At 32.7% G+C, this 19,022-nt stretch carries 16 protein-coding genes; 3 read left to right on the forward strand and 13 right to left on the reverse strand.

Going from position 1 to position 19,022, the window contains the following annotated elements; all coding sequences use genetic code 11:
• Nucleotides 1–23: 23 nt before the first annotated feature.
• From LQ679_RS13475 to panD, 9 genes are all read right to left on the reverse strand, one after another.
• On the reverse strand, nucleotides 24–986 hold the full coding sequence (locus LQ679_RS13475) for an LCP family protein (protein WP_037589837.1): 963 nt from the start codon (nucleotides 984–986) through the stop codon (nucleotides 24–26).
• A gap of 247 nt (nucleotides 987–1,233) precedes the next feature.
• Nucleotides 1,234–1,530, reverse strand: coding sequence for a hypothetical protein (locus LQ679_RS13480; RefSeq protein ID WP_159316352.1), 297 nt, complete (start codon nucleotides 1,528–1,530; stop codon nucleotides 1,234–1,236).
• Between the two features lie 282 nt (nucleotides 1,531–1,812).
• Nucleotides 1,813–2,664 carry a MurR/RpiR family transcriptional regulator gene (locus tag LQ679_RS13485; protein ID WP_239763310.1) on the reverse strand — a complete coding sequence of 284 codons (852 nt, stop codon included), beginning with the start codon at nucleotides 2,662–2,664 and terminating at the stop codon, nucleotides 1,813–1,815.
• Between the two features lie 5 nt (nucleotides 2,665–2,669).
• A complete protein-coding gene (locus tag LQ679_RS13490) occupies nucleotides 2,670–4,106 on the reverse strand; it encodes a PTS transporter subunit EIIC (protein WP_159316353.1) in 1,437 nt (478 codons plus the stop codon).
• Nucleotides 4,107–4,125: 19 nt separating this feature from the next.
• Nucleotides 4,126–5,010 carry an N-acetylmuramic acid 6-phosphate etherase gene (gene murQ / locus LQ679_RS13495; protein WP_037589842.1) on the reverse strand — a complete coding sequence of 295 codons (885 nt, stop codon included), beginning with the start codon at nucleotides 5,008–5,010 and terminating at the stop codon, nucleotides 4,126–4,128.
• Nucleotides 5,011–6,060 (reverse strand): MupG family TIM beta-alpha barrel fold protein, encoded by a 1,050-nt coding sequence (locus LQ679_RS13500; protein WP_204188289.1) that lies wholly within the window; start codon nucleotides 6,058–6,060, stop codon nucleotides 5,011–5,013.
• Between the two features lie 1,000 nt (nucleotides 6,061–7,060).
• Entirely contained in the window at nucleotides 7,061–9,490 is a 2,430-nt protein-coding gene (locus LQ679_RS13505) for an MMPL family transporter (protein WP_239763312.1), read from the reverse strand.
• 186 nt (nucleotides 9,491–9,676) lie between these two features.
• The gene (locus LQ679_RS13510) at nucleotides 9,677–10,036 is read right to left on the reverse strand and encodes a DUF1304 domain-containing protein (RefSeq protein ID WP_025905022.1); all 360 of its coding nucleotides are present in this window, start codon (nucleotides 10,034–10,036) and stop codon (nucleotides 9,677–9,679) included.
• A gap of 12 nt (nucleotides 10,037–10,048) precedes the next feature.
• Nucleotides 10,049–10,432: an aspartate 1-decarboxylase gene (panD, locus tag LQ679_RS13515; RefSeq protein ID WP_025905023.1), complete on the reverse strand. Its 384-nt coding sequence runs from the start codon at nucleotides 10,430–10,432 to the stop codon at nucleotides 10,049–10,051.
• Between the two features lie 411 nt (nucleotides 10,433–10,843).
• Here panD and LQ679_RS13520 point away from each other — a divergent pair, with 411 nt between their 5' ends.
• Entirely contained in the window at nucleotides 10,844–11,200 is a 357-nt protein-coding gene (locus LQ679_RS13520; protein ID WP_103362065.1) for a transcriptional regulator, SarA/Rot family, read from the forward strand.
• Between the two features lie 192 nt (nucleotides 11,201–11,392).
• Here the strand turns inward: LQ679_RS13520 and uidA are convergent, their stop codons facing one another.
• The 4 genes from uidA to LQ679_RS13540 form a co-directional block, all read right to left on the reverse strand.
• Nucleotides 11,393–13,189, reverse strand: coding sequence for a beta-glucuronidase (uidA, locus tag LQ679_RS13525; protein ID WP_239763314.1), 1,797 nt, complete (start codon nucleotides 13,187–13,189; stop codon nucleotides 11,393–11,395).
• A gap of 24 nt (nucleotides 13,190–13,213) precedes the next feature.
• Nucleotides 13,214–14,536: a glycoside-pentoside-hexuronide (GPH):cation symporter gene (locus LQ679_RS13530; protein ID WP_275589948.1), complete on the reverse strand. Its 1,323-nt coding sequence runs from the start codon at nucleotides 14,534–14,536 to the stop codon at nucleotides 13,214–13,216.
• Nucleotides 14,537–14,931: 395 nt separating this feature from the next.
• Nucleotides 14,932–16,152 carry a helix-turn-helix transcriptional regulator gene (locus LQ679_RS14915; RefSeq protein WP_239763316.1) on the reverse strand — a complete coding sequence of 407 codons (1,221 nt, stop codon included), beginning with the start codon at nucleotides 16,150–16,152 and terminating at the stop codon, nucleotides 14,932–14,934.
• A 142-nt stretch (nucleotides 16,153–16,294) separates the two neighbouring features.
• On the reverse strand, nucleotides 16,295–17,215 hold the full coding sequence (locus tag LQ679_RS13540) for an ABC transporter substrate-binding protein (RefSeq protein ID WP_239763317.1): 921 nt from the start codon (nucleotides 17,213–17,215) through the stop codon (nucleotides 16,295–16,297).
• A 153-nt stretch (nucleotides 17,216–17,368) separates the two neighbouring features.
• Here LQ679_RS13540 and LQ679_RS13545 point away from each other — a divergent pair, with 153 nt between their 5' ends.
• Entirely contained in the window at nucleotides 17,369–17,860 is a 492-nt protein-coding gene (locus LQ679_RS13545) for a GNAT family N-acetyltransferase (RefSeq protein ID WP_239763318.1), read from the forward strand.
• A gap of 13 nt (nucleotides 17,861–17,873) precedes the next feature.
• Entirely contained in the window at nucleotides 17,874–18,869 is a 996-nt protein-coding gene (locus LQ679_RS13550) for an LLM class flavin-dependent oxidoreductase (RefSeq protein ID WP_239763331.1), read from the forward strand.
• The last annotated feature ends 153 nt before the right edge of the window (nucleotides 18,870–19,022 follow it).

A 19,022-nucleotide genomic window follows, 5' to 3' on the forward strand; every position in this document is an offset into this window, starting at 1 on the left:
GATTGATGTCCAAGATTATTTATTTAATCTAATTCTAAATTAGTACGATAGTTATCTACGACTTCTTTCTTGCTTGAATCGCTAGGTACGAAATAATACAATCCATCATCTAGAATAGTATCTTGGCCTTCTAATTGATTTCTATCAACATTATCTAATGCATCACTATATTTAGATCTTAAACTATTGATTTGTGAAATTTTTAAATCTGTTTGAACATTATCACCTAATGTATCAAAGATTTGGTTGATTTTCGGTAATGAACCGATACTTACTAATTCATTTGCTAATGCTTGAATAACAAGTTGTTGTCTTTCTTGTCTACCAAAGTCTCCACCAGCACCATCTTCTTTTCTACTTCTAATAAATGCTAAAGCTTCGTCTCCATCAAGCTTGTACTTTTGACCTTTAACATATGAATTACCTTTAACGGTAAATGTTGCATTACTTTTAACGGTTACGCCGCCTGCTTGGTCAACTAATTCTTTAACACCATCCATATTAATCGTCGCATAATGGTCAATTGGTACATTCATTAATTTCTCTAAAGAATTAATGGCCATCTTCGGTCCACCGTATGCATATGCATGGTTAATTTTCTCGACAGAATCTCTACCTACGATTTGAGCTCTCGTATCTCTAGGTACACTTACCATAACAGTCTTTTTCTTATCAGGATTGATAGATAATAATAAGATTGAGTCCGATCTTTCTCCTCCACCCGCTGCTGCTCTTGTTGAATCTGAATCTATTCCGAATAATGCGATAGATATCGGATCACCATTTGTATCTACTGCTTTCTTTCGTAATTCTGATTTATCTCTGTCTAATGGATTATGTATTGAATTACCTAATGCGAAGAATTTATAGACAAAAAATGCGATCACTAATAAAAATACGAGTAATAAAATAATGACGATTGTCGTTACTATTTTGAATGCTGTTGACTTCTTTTTCTTTGCAGAACGCTCATATTGGTTTGCCACGTGTTCTCAGTCCATTCTATTTTTTTCTTTATTATACATTTATTTATCTCATATTTCCATATTGAACATAATTCTGTACACAACTTAAATTTTATTTTAATAATTTTAAAATTTATACAAAGATTTCCTACTTATTTCTGGAAAATCTATACATTATATGATAGAGTATTCTTGTAAATATACAACGTTACTTGTTTTTTAATTTTAATGACATATTAAACGGGAAAGAGGATGAGATTCGGCGATCTCATCCTCTCTTTTTACGTCTTTTTCTATTTGTTTTTGATTTAATAACTTTTGTTTCTATATTAAACGCATCTGGATATCTAATTCTTACAACTTCACCATAAAATAACCTTTGTTCTCCGTATCTTGTACATAAAGATAACTCTGGATAAACTTCTTCTACTTTTGCAATATAATTATATGACTTATCCCTTTTCAATACATCAATATAATAACCAGGTTTAATACCCTTATTTGTTCCTGCATTAATAATAAATGACGTATCATCTAATATTCTTATAATTTCCACTTGTTTCATAACTTCACGCTAACTTTCTTTAATTCTTAATATATGAAATGTGATGATAAGTGCTTAGAGGACTGTTATGTTCGTTTCATAGAGTTGAAGAATATTTATATAATTTGTCTTATGCCATTTCTTTTTCTTTAGGATATTTAAACTTTTTTGAAATTATTAATATCATTACATTACATATTTTGGCAATAGGTTTATTAGTTAAATTGTACTATTTTTTTATTATTTTTTCAATATAATACTTAATAGAAAGAGCATGGACAAATGTCCATGCTCTTAACCATACTATTCAAGATACAATTCCACTGCATCTCTTGTTTTACTCATCGTTACAACGTGTTCATCATAATTTCTTGATAAATAACTATAGAAAAGAATATCTATTGTCATAAGTTGAGAGATAAGAGAACTTGTCGCTGCTAATCTTAAACTTTTTTCTGAACTTGCATCATGAATTAAATATATATCAGATTTTTTTGCTAATGTAGACTGTTCTGACTGAGTTAAACCAACTATTTTTACACCATATTTTCGAGCTACTTTAGCTAAAGATAACGTCTCATGATTCTCACCTGAATTAGATATACCAATGAGTACACAACTATCACTATGTGAAGCAATGGCTGTAGCTAAAAAGTGTGTATCTAAAGAATGAATCACTTGTTTACCTATTCTAGTGAACTTCTGATACAAATCTTGAGCAACCAAACTTGAAGCACCGACACCAAATACGATAATCGTATCTATATCGTATAATTGATCAACAACCTCCTCAATATGTTTACTCGAAATATTCTTTTCGGTCATTTCAAGTGTATGAGAAGCTCTTGTGATGAGTTTCTTACTGATTGAGTCGACTGTTTCACCTTGTTTAATTTCTTGATAAATACTTTGTTCATGTTGAGGTAAATATCTAGAAATCGCTAATTTCAAGTCTGTGAACCCTTTAAATTCAAGTTTATGGGTACATCTAATGACAGAAGCCGCACTTGTATTCGTTAATTTGCCTAGTTCTTTAGCGCTCAAGTTAATTGTTTTTTCTGGATGTTCAATAAAATATTCTGCAATACGTTTTTCATGTTTTGTTAAACGTGGCATTTGTTCTTTTATAAATATGAGTAAATGTTGATGTTCCATATGATTTAATCCTCTTCTAATTCTTGTGGTGCCGTCATTTCTTTATTTGTTCCAAATAAATATGTGGCAATGAATCCGCCAAGATATGCTGCTAGCAATCCTGCGATATATCCTAAATACATATTATCAGAAATAAGTGGAATAAGTGAAACGCCACTTGGTCCAATTGCTGATGCACCGATATGACCAATGCCACCGATAACTGCACCACCAACACCTCCACCGATACATGCTGTGATAAATGGTCTACCTAAAGGAAGTGTTACACCGTAAATCAACGGTTCTCCAATGCCTAAAATACCAACTGGCAATGCCCCTTTAAGTAAGTTGATAATCTTTTTATTTTTTCTACATTTAAACCATAATGCAAATGCTGCACCTACTTGACCTGCACCAGCCATGGCTAGAATAGGTAAGAGATAAGTTGCACCAGATTGATTAATCATTTCGATATGAATCGGTGTTAATACTTGGTGTAAGCCAAACATAACAAGTGGTAAGAACGTTGCACCTAGTACAAATCCACTAAATGCACCACCGATATTTAGAACCCAATCTATTACGCCTAATAAGCCATTTGAAATAAAGCCGGCAATTGGCATGATTAAGAATATTGTTCCTAGCCCCATAATAAATAGTGTAATCGTTGGCGTAACAATGATATCTACCGCACTTGGAACGACTTTGTGTAATCTTTTTTCAATTAAAGATAAAATCCAAACTGCAATGATAACACCAATGACACCACCTTGACCGGCAGCTAATGGTTCTCCATTAAAAATATTTTTAAGCGGACTTTCTGGATCCATACCCGTCAGCATGGTTGTACCACCAATAACACCACCTAAACCTGGTGTTGCGCCAAATTCTTTTGCCGCATTAATACCCACATAAATCACGAGATATGCGAAAATACCATTTTTAATGATATCGAATATTAATACGAACTGTTCCCATGTCGCACCATCTAATGTACCTGCTGTTAACATATTAGATAGTACTGCAGAAATACCACCAATTAAACCTGCACCAACAAAAGCTGGAATTAATGGTACAAATATATTAGCAATAGATCTTAATACTTTTTTAAATGGTGTTTGATTCTTCTTATTAATACTTTGCTTAAATAAATCCGCTTCTTTTTCAACTTGTTCTTTATTAGATGCTTTATGCTTTATATCTTCACCTAAAGGAACCCCTATAATTGAACTCATTTCATTAGCTACTTTATTAACAGTACCTGGTCCAATCACAACTTGAAGCATATCATCTTCTACTACACCCATTACGCCCTTGATATTCTTTAAACCTTCGACATCGACCTTACTGTAATCAACGATATTCATTCTGACACGCGTCATACAATGTATCACTTTGTCTAAATTATCTCTTCCCCCGACTTCTTTGAGAATATTTTGTGCAATCTCTCTTTCTTTTGTCATAGCCTACACACCCCTTAATTTACGTATTTCTCACAAACCCTTTAGCTTGTTTAAGTCTTTCTAATGCTTCCTCTTTAGAAATTCCATGCATCCCCATTACTATTGCTACTTTCACTTGCTCATCACTTTGTTTGAATAATTTCTCACTATCTTCATCCGTTGTTTGTAATACTTCTTGAATCATGTTTACGGCTCTTTGCTTTAGTTTTTTATTAGTTGGTTTAACATCAATCATTAAATTCTCGTATACTTTTCCTATACCAACCATTGCCCCTGTTGATATCATATTAAGAATTAATTTTTGAGCAGTACCTGCTTTCAATCTCGTTGAACCTGTCAATACTTCAGGGCCGACATCTACTTGGACCGGATAATCTGCATGTTTACCAACTTCAGATGCTTTATTGCATGTCACACAGCCAGTAGGTACATTTATACTTTGTGCGTATCTTAAACCACCTATTACATATGGTGTTCTACCACTAGCAGCTATCCCGATAACCGTATCATGTTCATTAATATTTAAATCTCTTAAATCTTGTTCGCCTAGACTTTCATCATCTTCTGCACCCTCAACAGCTACAGTCATCGCACTTGGACCACCAGCAATAAGTCCAACGACAACATCAGGTGTTACACCAAATGTTGGTACACATTCAGCTGCGTCTAATACACCTAATCGACCACTTGTACCTGCGCCCATATAAATCAATCTTCCACCATTGTTTAATCCTTTAATAACTTGCCTAATTAATTGAGCAATTGCATGATTTTCTTCTTTAATAAACTGAGCCACTTTTTGATCTTCGTTATTCATAACATCAACAAATTGCTCAGGTGTTAATGTGTCTAACTTAGACGAGTGCTCATTTCTTGATTCTGTCGTTAAACGACTAATATCCATTTATTCTTCCCCCTTAACAAACTGAAAAGCTGTACCTGCATCAATTAAATCTATGCATGGTATATCATGTTGGCATATATGTCCAATAACATTAACAGCTTCATGACGTTTTAAATCTTTATTGACGATTTGTAATTCATTCATATAGCGACCATACTTTTTATTATCTAAAGTGATCGCACCCCTTGTTCTTGCAACCGTGTTCTCAGGCAATATTTCAGATTGAAACATTTGCCGTCCTTCTTCCGCTCTAATCACATCTCTAGCTTTGTCTTTTCTATTATGAAAAATTCTCCCAATATAACTTTCTAAATGCTTTGTTTCAGATTGCACTTGAAGTGACACGATTCCTTTATGAAAGAAGTTGTTGAATTGATCGATCGTTGTTGTATCGATACCTGTATCCCCTATACAAATATCATCTACTCCTAAAGCTGCTAATTCATGAGCAGCAACTAATGGGTGGCAATATCTATGATCTTCTAATGTAGGTAAGCCTTCATATACCGGACCTCTATATACCGTACCTGGTACAAAAGCCATAATTGAAATATCCGGGAATGATGTCTTTAATTTTGTATTTTGCTTTATAAAGTAAGCTTTATCTAGTCCAGTTTCAGGACGAGGATAATAATTATGCGCAACCATAATACGAGACATATCAATATCTTGATCTTTAAGTTCATCCAATAAACTTATCGCATCCGTACTCGCATTACAGACAATTTTAACTTCACTTAATAAAGAAATAATATCCGGAATCGCTAGCGAAATATCCAACCTTATATAATCAATACCTAAACCTTTTAATACTTCCGGTTGCTTATAAGAAAGCCCAAGATTTTGAAAAGCATGCGGACTCGCATCAGCTATAATTTCAGCTTTATCACCAATAAGTAGCTTCAATTCCTTTAACCTATCAAAATACAATTCCGAATCCTCTTCAGGAATTTGAAGAGAAGTAAACACATACTTGAAACCATGATTGAGCATCGTCTCAATATATAATTCATCAAACGCTTCACCTAAATATACCGAAAAACCTAACATATCAACACACCCTTATTGGAATCGTTTACATTATCTCATTTTTGAAACAATATTTCAATGGTTAAAAGTTTTTACGAATATTTGTGAAATGGCGTTACAGAATGTGGGGGATTGTAGGTAAATAATGTATTTATATAGAATAAACTCACATCTTTTGCGATCTTGTGAGTTTACTACTCCTTTAACTCACATGTTTCGCAATCTTGTGAGTTTATTACCTCTTTAACTCACATCTTTTTCAATCTTGTGTGTTTATTCCACCTTTAACTCACATGTTTCGCAATCTTGTGAGTTTATTACCTCTTTAACTCACATCTTTTGCGATCTTGTGAGTTTACTACTCCTTTAACTCACATGTTTTTCAATCTCGTGTGTTTATTCAACCTTTAACTCACATGTTTCGCAATCTTGTGAGTTTATTACCTCTTTAACTCACATCTTTTTCAATCTTGTGTGTTTACTCCGCCTTTAACTCACATCTTTTTCAATCTCGTGAGTTTACTACCTCTTTAACTCACACGTTTTTCAATCTCGTGTGTTTACTCCGTCTTTAACTCACATCTTTTTCAATCTTGTGTGTTTACTCCGTCTTTAACTCACATCTTTTGCGATCTCGTGTGTTTACTCCACCTTTAACTCACATGTTTCGCAATCTTGTGAGTTTATTACCTCTTTAACTCACATCTTTTTCAATCTCGTGTGTTTATTCCACCTTTAACTCACATGTTTCGCAATCTTGTGAGTTTATTACCTCTTTAACTCACATCTTTTTCAATCTCGTGTGTTTACTCCACCTTTAACTCACATCTTTTTCAATCTCGTGTGTTTACTCCACCTTTAACTCACATCTTTTTCAATCTTGTGAGTTTATTACCTCTTTAACTCACATCTTTTTCAATCTCGTGTGTTTACTCCACCTTTAACTCACATCTTTTATAAAAAATTCTCCCCCCCAAAAAACGCCGGGACTTCTGCAGTTCCGGCGTTTTTCCTTATTCTATTATTTCTTATTTATCAAACGTTCTACTAATTGGTTTACTTGTTCGATATTTTTAGTTTGTTGATTCAATATTTCTATAATTTCTTGGTTGTCAGTGCTCGTTTTAATATCTTCTTGAGTATTATGTTCTTGCTTACGACTATGTTGACGCAATGCTTCATATAATACTTCATCTTTATTTGTATCATCTATCTTATCATACAATGCTTTTGTTTTTGAACTTACTTCTATTGTTGTCGCATGTGTATTGTTTGTACCTGCTTCTTCTGCAACGTGATTATTCTCACTTAATGCATGACCTTCAATATCGATTTTAGGTAAAATTGCATTTAACCAATTTGGAATATACCATGATGCTCTACCAAATAGTTTCGTCAATGCTGGAATAATTGTCATTCTTACAATAAATGCATCGAATAATACTCCGAATGCCAATGCTATACCCATCGATTTAATCATCACATCATCTTGGAATACGAAGCTGATGAATACACTAAACATAATGAGTGCTGCTGCGACAATAACTGGTCCACTTTCTTTAAGACCGACTTTAATGGACTTCGTATTATTCATTGTACGTACATACTCTTCATGTACACGCGACATAAGGAATACTTCGTAATCCATAGCTAAACCAAATAACAGCCCTATTGTGATAACAGGTAAGAATGCTAATAATGGACCTGTTGTATCTACGCCAAACAAGCTACTCATAAAGCCATCTTGCATGATAAGTGTTGTAAATCCTAAAGTCGCTGCTAATGATAATACAAATCCTAGTACTGCTTTTAAAGGAATAATAATTGATCTAAATACAACCATTAATAATATGAAGGCTAATAATATAATAACCCCTGCAAATAACGGTATCGCATCGTTAAGTTTTTCAGACATATCTATATTAATAACACTTTGACCTGATATTTCTGTATCTAAATCATATTTGTCTTTAGCATCTTTATTATAATCTCTTAAATCATGAACTAAATCATATGTTGATTCTGCATTTGGACCTTTTTCAGGAAGAACAGTCACAAGTGCATAGTCTTGATCTTTGTTCAATTGAGGCGGTGTGACAGTTTCAACATTTTTAATATCGCCTACATCTTTCATCAAATCTTGTAAATCTTTTTGTAATGCTTTAGGATTATCTTTTTTATCAGAAGTATCCACAAGCATGACGATTGGACCATTAAAGCCTTCTCCAAAATCGTCAGAAATTATATCATATGCTTTCTTCTCTGTAGAATCATTTGGTTTCATACCATTATCAGGTATACCTAAACGCATATGTGTCACTGGTAAAGCTGCTGCGATTAAAATAACAAATCCAATGATTAATGCTATCCATGGTTTACCTACTACAAATTTTGACCATGGTGTATCCAGACTTTCATTTGAATGTATTTTACGTTTTTTCGGATGAATTTGTTTGTGGAAGACACTAATCAATGCTGGTAGTAATGTAATGGCACTGAGTACAGCAAAGATAACACTTAGCGCTGATGCAAATCCCATCGTAGCTAAGAAATCGATACCCACTAATGCTAAACCACAGACAGCAATGACAACCGTAACCCCTGCAAAGATAACGGCACTTCCGGCTGTACCTAATGCTAATCCAATTGCTTTAATATGATTTTTCTCAGTCTTAATAATTTGTCTATATCTAAATAAAATGAATAAAGCATAATCAATACCTAACGCTAATCCAATCATAACTGCTAATGATAGCGTAACGTTTGGAATATCAAATGAATACGTAAGTAAAGCGATTGTACCAATACTAGAACCAAGTCCGATAACCGCACTTAATATTGGCATGCCTGCTGCAATAAATGATCCGAAAGTTACAAGTAACACAACGAAAGCAATTACGATACCAATAGCTTCAGAAGCGCCACCGATTTCAGTATTCGCAGTTAAAGCATTACCTGTTAATTCAGTTTGAATATCGTCATCATCTTCTAAAGATTTAACAGCATCTTTAACTTTATCAACGGAATCCGATTTAATAGAAGTTTGAGATACTTTATAATTGATATCTGCAAAAGCAGTTGTTTGCTCTTTATTAATTTGTTTATTCTTATAAGGATCTGTCACTTCTTTAATATCATCATCTTTATCTTTTACATCTTTTAAAGCTTTTTGAATATCTTGCATAACCTTTTGATCCGTTATGCCTTTTTTATCTTCACTTTTAAAGACAACTCTTATATTTGCCTTTTCACTATCTTGATTAAATTCTTTCTCAATCTTTTCATTCGTGTCGATTGATTTAATACCACTCATTGTAATATCGTTGTCAAATGTGGGTTTATTAATCGTTAATGGCGTTACGATTCCAGCTAATAAGATGACCCATATAAATATAGTTAACCACTTATGTTTAGCAATAGAAGAACCCAATTTGTATAAAAAGTTCGCCAAAAATATTTCCTCCCTTAAATCTACTATATAGTTTATGCATACAGTGTATACAACATAACGCTTATACTAACACCTGTAATATTCCCTAAAAAGAGATAAAATCCCAAATGTGTATACTTTGTCTACACTTTTCAAAAATTGTAGAAAAGCTGTTAACAAAACGTTCACATTTGGGATTTCTTATTTCTATATTAATAGTAGAATTAATGCAATAATTGCTGGTCCACCTTGTTTTAAAATAATAGACTTTGAGCTTGTAAGACTGCCATATATAGCCGCTAATATAATGAATATTAACAGAACTGCTACAAATTCTTTAGGACTACTTGATAAAAAGGCACCATAAAATAATGATAATGCCAGTAAACCATTATAAATACCTTGGTTTTTAAGAAGTGTTTGAATATTTTTATCTTTTAACTCTTGTTGCTTTAAATTAAATGTTTCTGCCGTTTTTTTAGAAGTCGTAGCGATTGTTTCTAAATACATAATGTACAAATGTTCAACTGCGACAATCACGACAAAAATCGTTGCTAGAATACTCATCTCTGGTCACCTCTATAGAATTATTTGACTTTCTTTTTCATGAATCATTTCAATAATTTCATTCTTCTCATTCATCACTGCTACTTTCGGTGCATGTGATCTCGCTTCTTCATCCGTTACTTGAACATAGTTCATAATAATAATCACATCATCTACTTGTACAAGTCTTGCGGCAGCACCATTAAGACAAATTTTACCGCTTCCTCTTTCACCTTCAATTACATATGTTTCAAGTCTTGCCCCATTGTTATTATTCACAATCGCTACTTTCTCATTAGGCAAGATATCTACTGCATCTAATATGTCTGCATCTATTGTAATACTACCTACGTAATTTAAATTAGCTTCCGTAACTCTAGCACGATGAATCTTCCCGTTCATCATTGTTCTTATCATGAAATTCATCTCCATATATTTTTTTATTTTAAATTTATAAATTTTGATACTCGTTATTATCATACAATGATATTTTCATCCGTCAACTATTAAGTTCTTACACTTTTTATTTTATTTATCTTCTACCACGATTATAGATAGTTCAAAAAGAAAACATTTGTAATAAACAACTTTTTTATTTCGCACAAGATAATTATCATTTTATTTGTATAATACAATTATTTTTATAACTTTTCATTTTAATAAAATACATATGATTTTTTACTTATTATATTGCGTAAGTAGTTAATTTTTTGGTATTATTTAGGAGTAAACTATTTACTCTTTGAAAAATTCAACAAGTTTCAGACATTGCAATTTTACATTTTTAAAGATAAGAACAACTAAAAAATTAAACATTAGGAGGATAACATGGAAAACATTATTCATTATGAACTACTAAAAAAAGACATCTTTAATAGAATTTTTGATGAAACGCACTTAAAACGCATGGATTTAATCACACTATTCTATCTTAACGAAATCAATGAAGAGGAAGTCTACGTCCGTAAATTACGCAGACTCATGTTTGAACCTTCTTCGTCAGAATTAACAGGGGCATTAAAATCACTCGAAGAACTAAAATACTTCAATAAAGTGAGAGATCCTTTAGATGAACGTTCTATCATTTTAAAAAATATTAATTATGATGCAATCAAAGAAACATTAGATACTTGCAAAAAAATCACTTACGAAAATTTAGAAAAAATCAACCAAACTTCTAACTAAACTATTACATATTCATTATTACGCTTAACAAACTGAAACGCCTGGGACATTTACATATCCCAGACGCGTTTTAATGTTTAAATTGATTGTTTATCCATAATAAACTTCCATTATTCTGAATTGTGGTAATTAGAGGGACGCCTCTTACGGACATTTCTCAGAATTCTGTCCCTAACGACACCTACTTCACACTTATTTCTTCTTATATCCGAAGTCTGGTATGTTATTCCAGCGTTTTCTGAAGTAATGTGCGACTGCTTTTGGTCTTCTTTCTCTAGTAAAGATACCTTTACGGTTTCCTTGTACGCGAATGACACCATTACTTGTTTCAAAGTCTGCGAAATTCCATACTTGCTCTCCTACAAAATTAGGACATTGATCAATGATTTCATGGTTTGCTTCGTAATACTTAACTTGGTACTCTTCTGTAAACATAATATCATCTATTGCGTGTAAACCAACTACTGTATCTGCTCCATATTCTGTGAACATGATTGGTTTGTCTGGTTGTTTTTCTAGCCAGCCGTCTAATTCTTGTCGCAATGCTTCTTTTGCCGCTTCTAAATCACCACTTTGTACATACCATCCATAATATCTATTTAGACAAATAACATCTACTAAGTCTTGCACTTGGCACACGTCTGGTAATGAATTAAGTAATGTCACAATCGTACATGGTCTATTTTGCGGATCTAGTTCTTTTGCAAGATTCACTAGTGGTTCAAAGTATTCTTTTGCCCCTAATGAAGCAGAGTCTGGTTCGTTTGCAATCGACCACATCACAACACATGCTAAGTTTTTATCTCGAGCAATTAATTCTTTAATCACTTGCTCATGATCTTCTTTCGTTCTAATTTTCTTCCATGTATCTGTATTTTGACTACCGTCTAATGCTGCTGAGAAATTCAAATGCACACCGACTGCTGTTGTTTCATCAATCACGACTACACCTTGTTCATCAGCAAGACGCATCATTTCTTCAGAATATGGGTAATGTGAAGTTCTAAATGAATTGGCTCCTATCCATTTCATTAAATTTAAATCTTGAATATTAGAAACTTCATTCAAACCTCTTCCATGATAATAAGTATCTTCATGTTTACCAAACCCTTTAAAGTAGAACAGCTCACCATTAATGAGAAACTGGCCATTTTTCACTTCAATTGATCTTACACCAAATGGTTCTTCATAATAATCTATGACTTCATCATCAGCTTTAATAGATACTGCTAACGTATATTGATAACCATCACCTGGCTGCCATAAATGAACATTTTCAATTTCTACAGTACTTTCCGCACCATTTTCAGATGCTACGATACGACCATCTTGATCTATAATATCCACCTGTATAAATTGATTACCTGATGCTTTAACCGTATATTCTACTTGTGCATTCTGACCATCTACATGCGGTACGATAACGATATCTTCTATATAATGTTCTTTTGGCGTTGTATAAATTTTCACTGGTCTATGTAAACCTGCATAGTTAAAGAAATCGAAGTTCGGTTCATTGACTGCTTTAATATTTCCTTTTGAATCTTTAACTTCTTTAAAATTACCAACTGGAAGTGTTGAGTCATCTAGAATATTATTGATAATAACTGTTAATCGGTTCTTCCCTTTTTGTACAACATCATTGATTTCAACTTCGAATGGTAAGAATCCACCTCGATGTGACACAACTTTTTGACCGTTCACAAATACTTCTGCTTCATGTGTAGCTGAACCAAATCTGAGCACTTGTCGTTCTTGTTGTAATACGTTAGGAATTGTAAAAGTTGTTTCATAGACCACTTTACCGACATGATTTCTAATAGATGATACAACACCTTGATCGTTATAAGAACCTGGCACTGCCATTTGTAAATCTGTATCAATTTCAGTTGTAACGTCATATTCACCTTTATATTCAATCAATTTAAAAGACCAAATACCTGATAAATCAATCACGTTTCTCGTTTCTGTCATAATTGGATATAGCATATAACATTCTCCTTTATCTATTTATTATAGTTTTTCAAATAATGCGAGTTCTGAAACAATTCGTTTATGTTTTTTATCTGTAAGCGTATAGAACAGTCCAAATATGATGAGTGCTAATAATACTGCAACGCCTGGCACGATGAAATAAAGTATTTTCAAACCATGTATTGTGCCTGCTGTTTGCTGTACATTCGGTTGATAGCCGATAATCGTTAAAGCCATACCAGGAATAAAACCAGCTAATGCTTGTGATACTTTACGCGCAAAGCTATAACTTGAATAAATAATCCCTTCAGATCTAACACCTGTCTTCCATTGTGAATAATCTACAATATCACTAATAAAAGCCCAAACAACTGTATTCGGTATAACAAGGAAAAATTGAGATATACAGTTAATAACTAAGAATGTTATCACATGTTCACCACTGATTAAGAAGTTTGCCGCTTCAGCAATCGCAAACCCTAAAAGCCCGATAATCGCGGTATATTTCTTACCAAATTTTTTATTAAGAAAAGTTGTTAAGAATAATGCCGGAATTAACGTGATAATATTTAATACACTTACGATACCTACTAAATTCTGTTCGCCTAACACGTATTGGAAATAGTACAGTTGTGATTGTTGCTTTAAGAAGAGTGATGTAATACTGAGCAATGTAAATATAATTAAAACGATAAAAGGTCCGTTTTTAAAAAGACCTTTAAACGCTCTTAATTCACTGCCTTTCTTTTCATTTTCATCTCTTTCAACGATAAACCTTTCTTTAACACCTTTGTAACATAGAATATGGAATACCACACCTATCAGAGCTAACCCACCGATCACGACTGGATAACCAACAGATACACTATCAAAGAGCGATATCATTGGAATAACGATGATACCTGTTATAAACATCGCACCTTGAGAACCGAAATTCCTAAATACAGATAATTGTGTTCTATCATCTGAATTCAAAGTCATTGAAGCTGATAATGAACCATATGGTATATTGACTACTGAATAGGCAACATTAAATAATAAGTATGTCGCAAACGCCCAAATAATTTTACCTTGATCAGAAAAATCAGGTGAAATAAATGAAACAATCGTTAAAAATGCAAGTGGTAAAGTACCATATAATATAAATGGTCTAAATTTACCTTTTGGACCGATTTTATTTCTAGAATCTACTAATGCTCCAACACCTGTATCAACAAAAGCATCAAAAAGTTTAGCAACTAAGAACACTAAACCTCCGTAGAATGATGATATACCTAATACATCTGTGTAGAACTTCAGTAAATAAATTAAACCTAAATCAAACATGAGACCATTACCAAAATCTCCGGCACCATAAGCCATTTTTTCTCTTAAAGATAGTTTAGGTTTGTTAATATCCTTAAATGTTTCAATTTTTGTTTTCCCTTTTTTTACTTGGTGACTAGTTGTTGTTTTTGCGATGCTAATAACAACACCCCCTCAATAATTTGGGTAAGCGCTTACATAAATAAACTCGAATCTACGAGTTCATTATAATTCTATTAGCATTCGATGAAAATCATCACTCAAAATAACAACGTTGTTACAAAAATTGAAACGACTCTAAAAACGCTTATATATCAAGGATTATAGCAATATCGCACCCCCACACCTGTTGCCATAAAATGATACGATAAGTGACATTTTTCTTTTTAATTTATACGAAAAACCACACATTATAATATCAATATTTCGCTATTTATAACACAATTACGAACTTAATTATGTGAATTTTCAGTTTTTAACGTTTTTCTATAACTTAATGGCGTTTGACCATACACTTTTTTAAACAAACTAATAAAATAATGTGTATGTTGAAAACCGATATATGCTGCAATTTCTTGTATATTCATATTTGTCTTAATCAACAAGTCTTTTGCGAGGTCTAAACGAATCTCATTAATATATTGAATTACACTTTTGCCGACTTCTTGTTTAAATAGTCTTGATAAATATGATGTTGATACACCTAGATTTTCACAAATATCATCTAAAGAAATGTCTGTATGAATGTATTTATGAATATATTGTACAGCTGATTTAACATGTGCTGAATATTGAATAGCCCGTACTTTTTGTGCAGCTTTAGCATAATTGCAGCAAATTTCTTCTAACAATAATGCACTTTCTTTAACATCAGACGTATTAGCAATTAATCTCGCATGGGATTTGGACATATCATCAATCGTTAAATAATCTACCCCAGCCGCTTCAATCGCTTTTCTACCAAGTGTATTCGTTAAAGTAGCAGCATATAAGAAGTTATCCATTTTTGTACTCAATCTTTCAAGTCCTTGAACTTTATCATTTAACTTCCTATTTATTTCTAGTACTTCTTCAACTCTCCCATATTGCATAGCGAGCATCATTTGATTTTCAAGTTTATAGCGCTCCTCTAATTCTTTAAGTAAATAAGTCTTTGAAATTGGTTGTTGAATGATTTGGTCTTGATCCGTTTCATCCATATGTACCTCAACAACATCATAATTTCTTTTTTGTTGATGAACATGGCGCCCGACTAATTTAGCAAAGCGAACAATCTGTTGATAATGACCAGCAGAAATTCCCGTTAAATAATGTTTTAATATTTTTAAATCTGCACTAGAACGCATTTGTTCTTCTAACATACTTAGACATTCTTTCTCTGATGGTCGCTTTAATACAAACGGACCAAACAAAATAATCTCATTTATATTATGAAATTTCATCACCATAAAATGAATACCATAACCATTAATCATATGATAAATCTTTTTAGAACTTAGACCCTTTATCCATTTATAAATCTTTCGTTGAAACTTTTTTGATTTCACATTATCAAACGGTGTCGCAAGAACTTTAACAACATCTTCAATATCTTCAACATTAAACACATTTAAATGGATACTCAAAATTTGCTCAGCAACATCTCTATGCCATTGCAATAAAGTCTTCTCCACAATAACACTCCCCTCAACTACCATCCTATTGTTATTTTAACGTATAATATCATTTTGGTGTTTAGTATTGAATATTTGGGGTGGGATATAAAAAATACCTACTATAGATTGTCTTAATCATAGTAGGTATTTAGTCGTTATATTATTCAGCTTTTTTAAGAATTTCTTTTTTAAGTTTTACTCTAAGTTGTTCTAATGTAAGTGGATCTGTAAACCAATAATCTTCTGCTTTATACGTAATGACTCTATCATTTTTTACAGCGTCTAAGTTTTTCCAAGTTGCTGTTTTCTCAAAATCAAAGTTACCGTATGATGGTTTACTTAAGAAGATATAGTCTCCGGCATAATCTGAAATTTCTTCTTTAGAAATAGATTCATAACCTTTTCCGCCTTTTTTAACTTTAGCTTCATATTCTTTAGTCATTGGCATGCCAAATGCATCATGTACAATGTCTAATCCGCGTCCCCAGTTGCTTTCATAAATAAAGATTTCTTTTGAGTCTGGTTCAAATACTGATGCAGTTGAATCGCCAACTTTACTTTGAATCTCTTTTTTATCTTTAGCTGTTTCTTTATTCCACTTGTCGATCCAATCTTTAGCTTTATCTTCTTTACCAGTTAACTTCCCTAACTCTGTTAAAATTTCTTTATGGTTATACTTTGTATACGTATAAGGAACGGTTGGTGCAATTTTTTGATATTTTTTAAGATTTTTATCCATTGCATCCACAATAATTAAATCCGGTTTCTGTTTCGCTACTTGCTCAACATTCCCATCACCAACGAGTTCTACTCCATCTAAATGTGGTTTAATAATAGATGAGTCTTTCGTCCAATCCGGCACAGCAATTGGCTTAATACCTAATTCAATAAAATCCCCTACATAAAAAGCTGTTAAAACAGCAACTTTCTTAGGTTTCTTAGGAACTTGAATCGTCTTCCCGTTCTCTAGTTTGTAATCTTTCGTTTCATTCGATTCAGACTTTTTCGTATCATTTGAACTATTTGAGCACGCACTTAGAAGTAAAATACAACTTAACAATCCTATAATAAGCTTTTTCAAATTATGTTTCCCACTTTCTAATTGATATACATTATCAATTATATACACTTTTAAAAAAATAACCATACACATAAGCAAAAATAGTTAAAAATTTTAAAGATAAGATATACTAGAATTAAATAAATTACGAAGGTGATACATATGGAGTATAGAATGGCCACAATTAATGATGTACAGGGTATTATAAAAGTTTGTTCTGATGGATATCGTGTGACATATAAAGATATACTACCTGAAAAATACATCACACAAATTATTAATGAATTTTACAATGAACAACGCGTTTCAAAAGAAATCACGAATATTGATCAATATTGGAATGGTTGGTTTGTTGCTGAAGATAATGGACAAATTGTTGGCGCTGGTGGCGGCGGTTTTAGAGAAACACATATCTCTGAATTATATGTCCTATACTTGGATCCAACGCGTAAACGAGAAGGCATCGGTTCAGGTTTATTAAATATTATTACAGAAGATCAAATAAGAAGAGGTGCCAAAGAACAGTGGGTTTCAGTAAGTAAAGGAAACCATATGGGTATTCCTTTTTATGAAGCTAAAGGATTTAAATATCAATATGAAAAACCAATGTATACTTTACCAGAAAATGAAAACTACATTTCATTAAAATACAAACGTCAATTATAAGGAGCGTTATAACGTGAAATTAAGTGTATTAGATCAAGCACCCATTTCTAAAGGAAGTACACCTGAAGAAACATTACAAAATACTATCGCATTGGCACAATGGACTGAGTCTTTAGGTTATCACAGATATTGGGTTGCTGAACATCACAATACGAGTGGTCTCGCAAGTTCATCACCAGAAATCTTGATGACTCAAATTGCCGCTTCAACTGAACGTATTCGAGTTGGCTCTGGTGGCATATTATTACCACAATATAATCCTTATAAAATTGCAGAGAATGGTAAGACTTTATCTGCATTATTTCCTAATCGTATCGACTTAGGATTTGGTAATTCACCAGGTGGTTCTCCAATTACACAAAAAGCTTTAACCGATGATCATATTAAACCAATTGATGACTTTTACAGACAAGCATCTGACTTACAAGGATTCTTGCATAATTCATTACCTAGAGATCATCAATTTAGACTAGTCAAAGCAGGACCACGCATAGACAATCCTCCAACAATGTGGTTATTAGGTTTAACTGAAAATGGTGCTAAAAACGCAGCACAATTAGGTATTGGATTTGTATTCGGTCACTTTATAAATCCTAAATATAAAGAAATCGCTATGAAACGCTATTACGAAGACTTTAAACCATCCGTTAATATGAAAGAACCCTCAACCATTGTTTGTATTTTTGTAGTATGTGCAGAAACAGACGAAGCAGCAGAACAATTAGCCATATCACAAGACAAATGGTTATTAAACGTAGGTAAAGGATTAGGAACAAAAGTTCAACCACCAGAAGAAATCAATATAGACGATTATACAGAAGAAGAATTAGAACTCATTAAGACGAACCGAAAAAGAAGTATTATAGGTTCACCACAGACAGTGAAAAAACAACTTAACCAACTAGCAGAAGAATATCAAACAGACGAATTTATGATTATCACAAATATTTATGATTTCGAAGCCAAGAAAAAATCATATCAATTACTAGCAGAAGAAATCTTAACTTAAAATGAGATTTGATAGAGATGTGTGGCGATGGGTTGAGGTGTGTTGGGATGTAGGTGGGGATTTAACTACCATTATTTCGAATTGTGGTAATTAGAATGCTGTATCTTCCATTATTCTGAATTCTGGTAATTAGAACGCGCTAACTTCCATTAT

It is taken from the genome of Mammaliicoccus sp. I-M35 (genome assembly GCF_022386455.1).
GTDB classification, from domain to species: domain Bacteria; phylum Bacillota; class Bacilli; order Staphylococcales; family Staphylococcaceae; genus Mammaliicoccus; species Mammaliicoccus sciuri_A.

Bases quoted from the DNA above. Each gene is read 5' to 3' on its own strand.
- LQ679_RS13480 (WP_159316352.1), bottom strand. From the start codon at position 1,530: ATGAAACAAGTGGAAATTATAAGAATATTAGATGATACGTCATTTATT.
- LQ679_RS13485 (WP_239763310.1), bottom strand. From the start codon at position 2,664: ATGGAACATCAACATTTACTCATATTTATAAAAGAACAAATGCCACGT.
- LQ679_RS13490 (WP_159316353.1), bottom strand. From the start codon at position 4,106: ATGACAAAAGAAAGAGAGATTGCACAAAATATTCTCAAAGAAGTCGGG.
- murQ (WP_037589842.1), bottom strand. From the start codon at position 5,010: ATGGATATTAGTCGTTTAACGACAGAATCAAGAAATGAGCACTCGTCT.
- LQ679_RS13500 (WP_204188289.1), bottom strand. From the start codon at position 6,060: ATGTTAGGTTTTTCGGTATATTTAGGTGAAGCGTTTGATGAATTATAT.
- LQ679_RS13510 (WP_025905022.1), bottom strand. From the start codon at position 10,036: ATGAGTATTCTAGCAACGATTTTTGTCGTGATTGTCGCAGTTGAACAT.
- panD (WP_025905023.1), bottom strand. From the start codon at position 10,432: ATGATAAGAACAATGATGAACGGGAAGATTCATCGTGCTAGAGTTACG.
- LQ679_RS13520 (WP_103362065.1), top strand. From the start codon at position 10,844: ATGGAAAACATTATTCATTATGAACTACTAAAAAAAGACATCTTTAAT.
- uidA (WP_239763314.1), bottom strand. From the start codon at position 13,189: ATGCTATATCCAATTATGACAGAAACGAGAAACGTGATTGATTTATCA.
- LQ679_RS13530 (WP_275589948.1), bottom strand. From the start codon at position 14,536: ATGGCTTATGGTGCCGGAGATTTTGGTAATGGTCTCATGTTTGATTTA.
- LQ679_RS13545 (WP_239763318.1), top strand. From the start codon at position 17,369: ATGGCCACAATTAATGATGTACAGGGTATTATAAAAGTTTGTTCTGAT.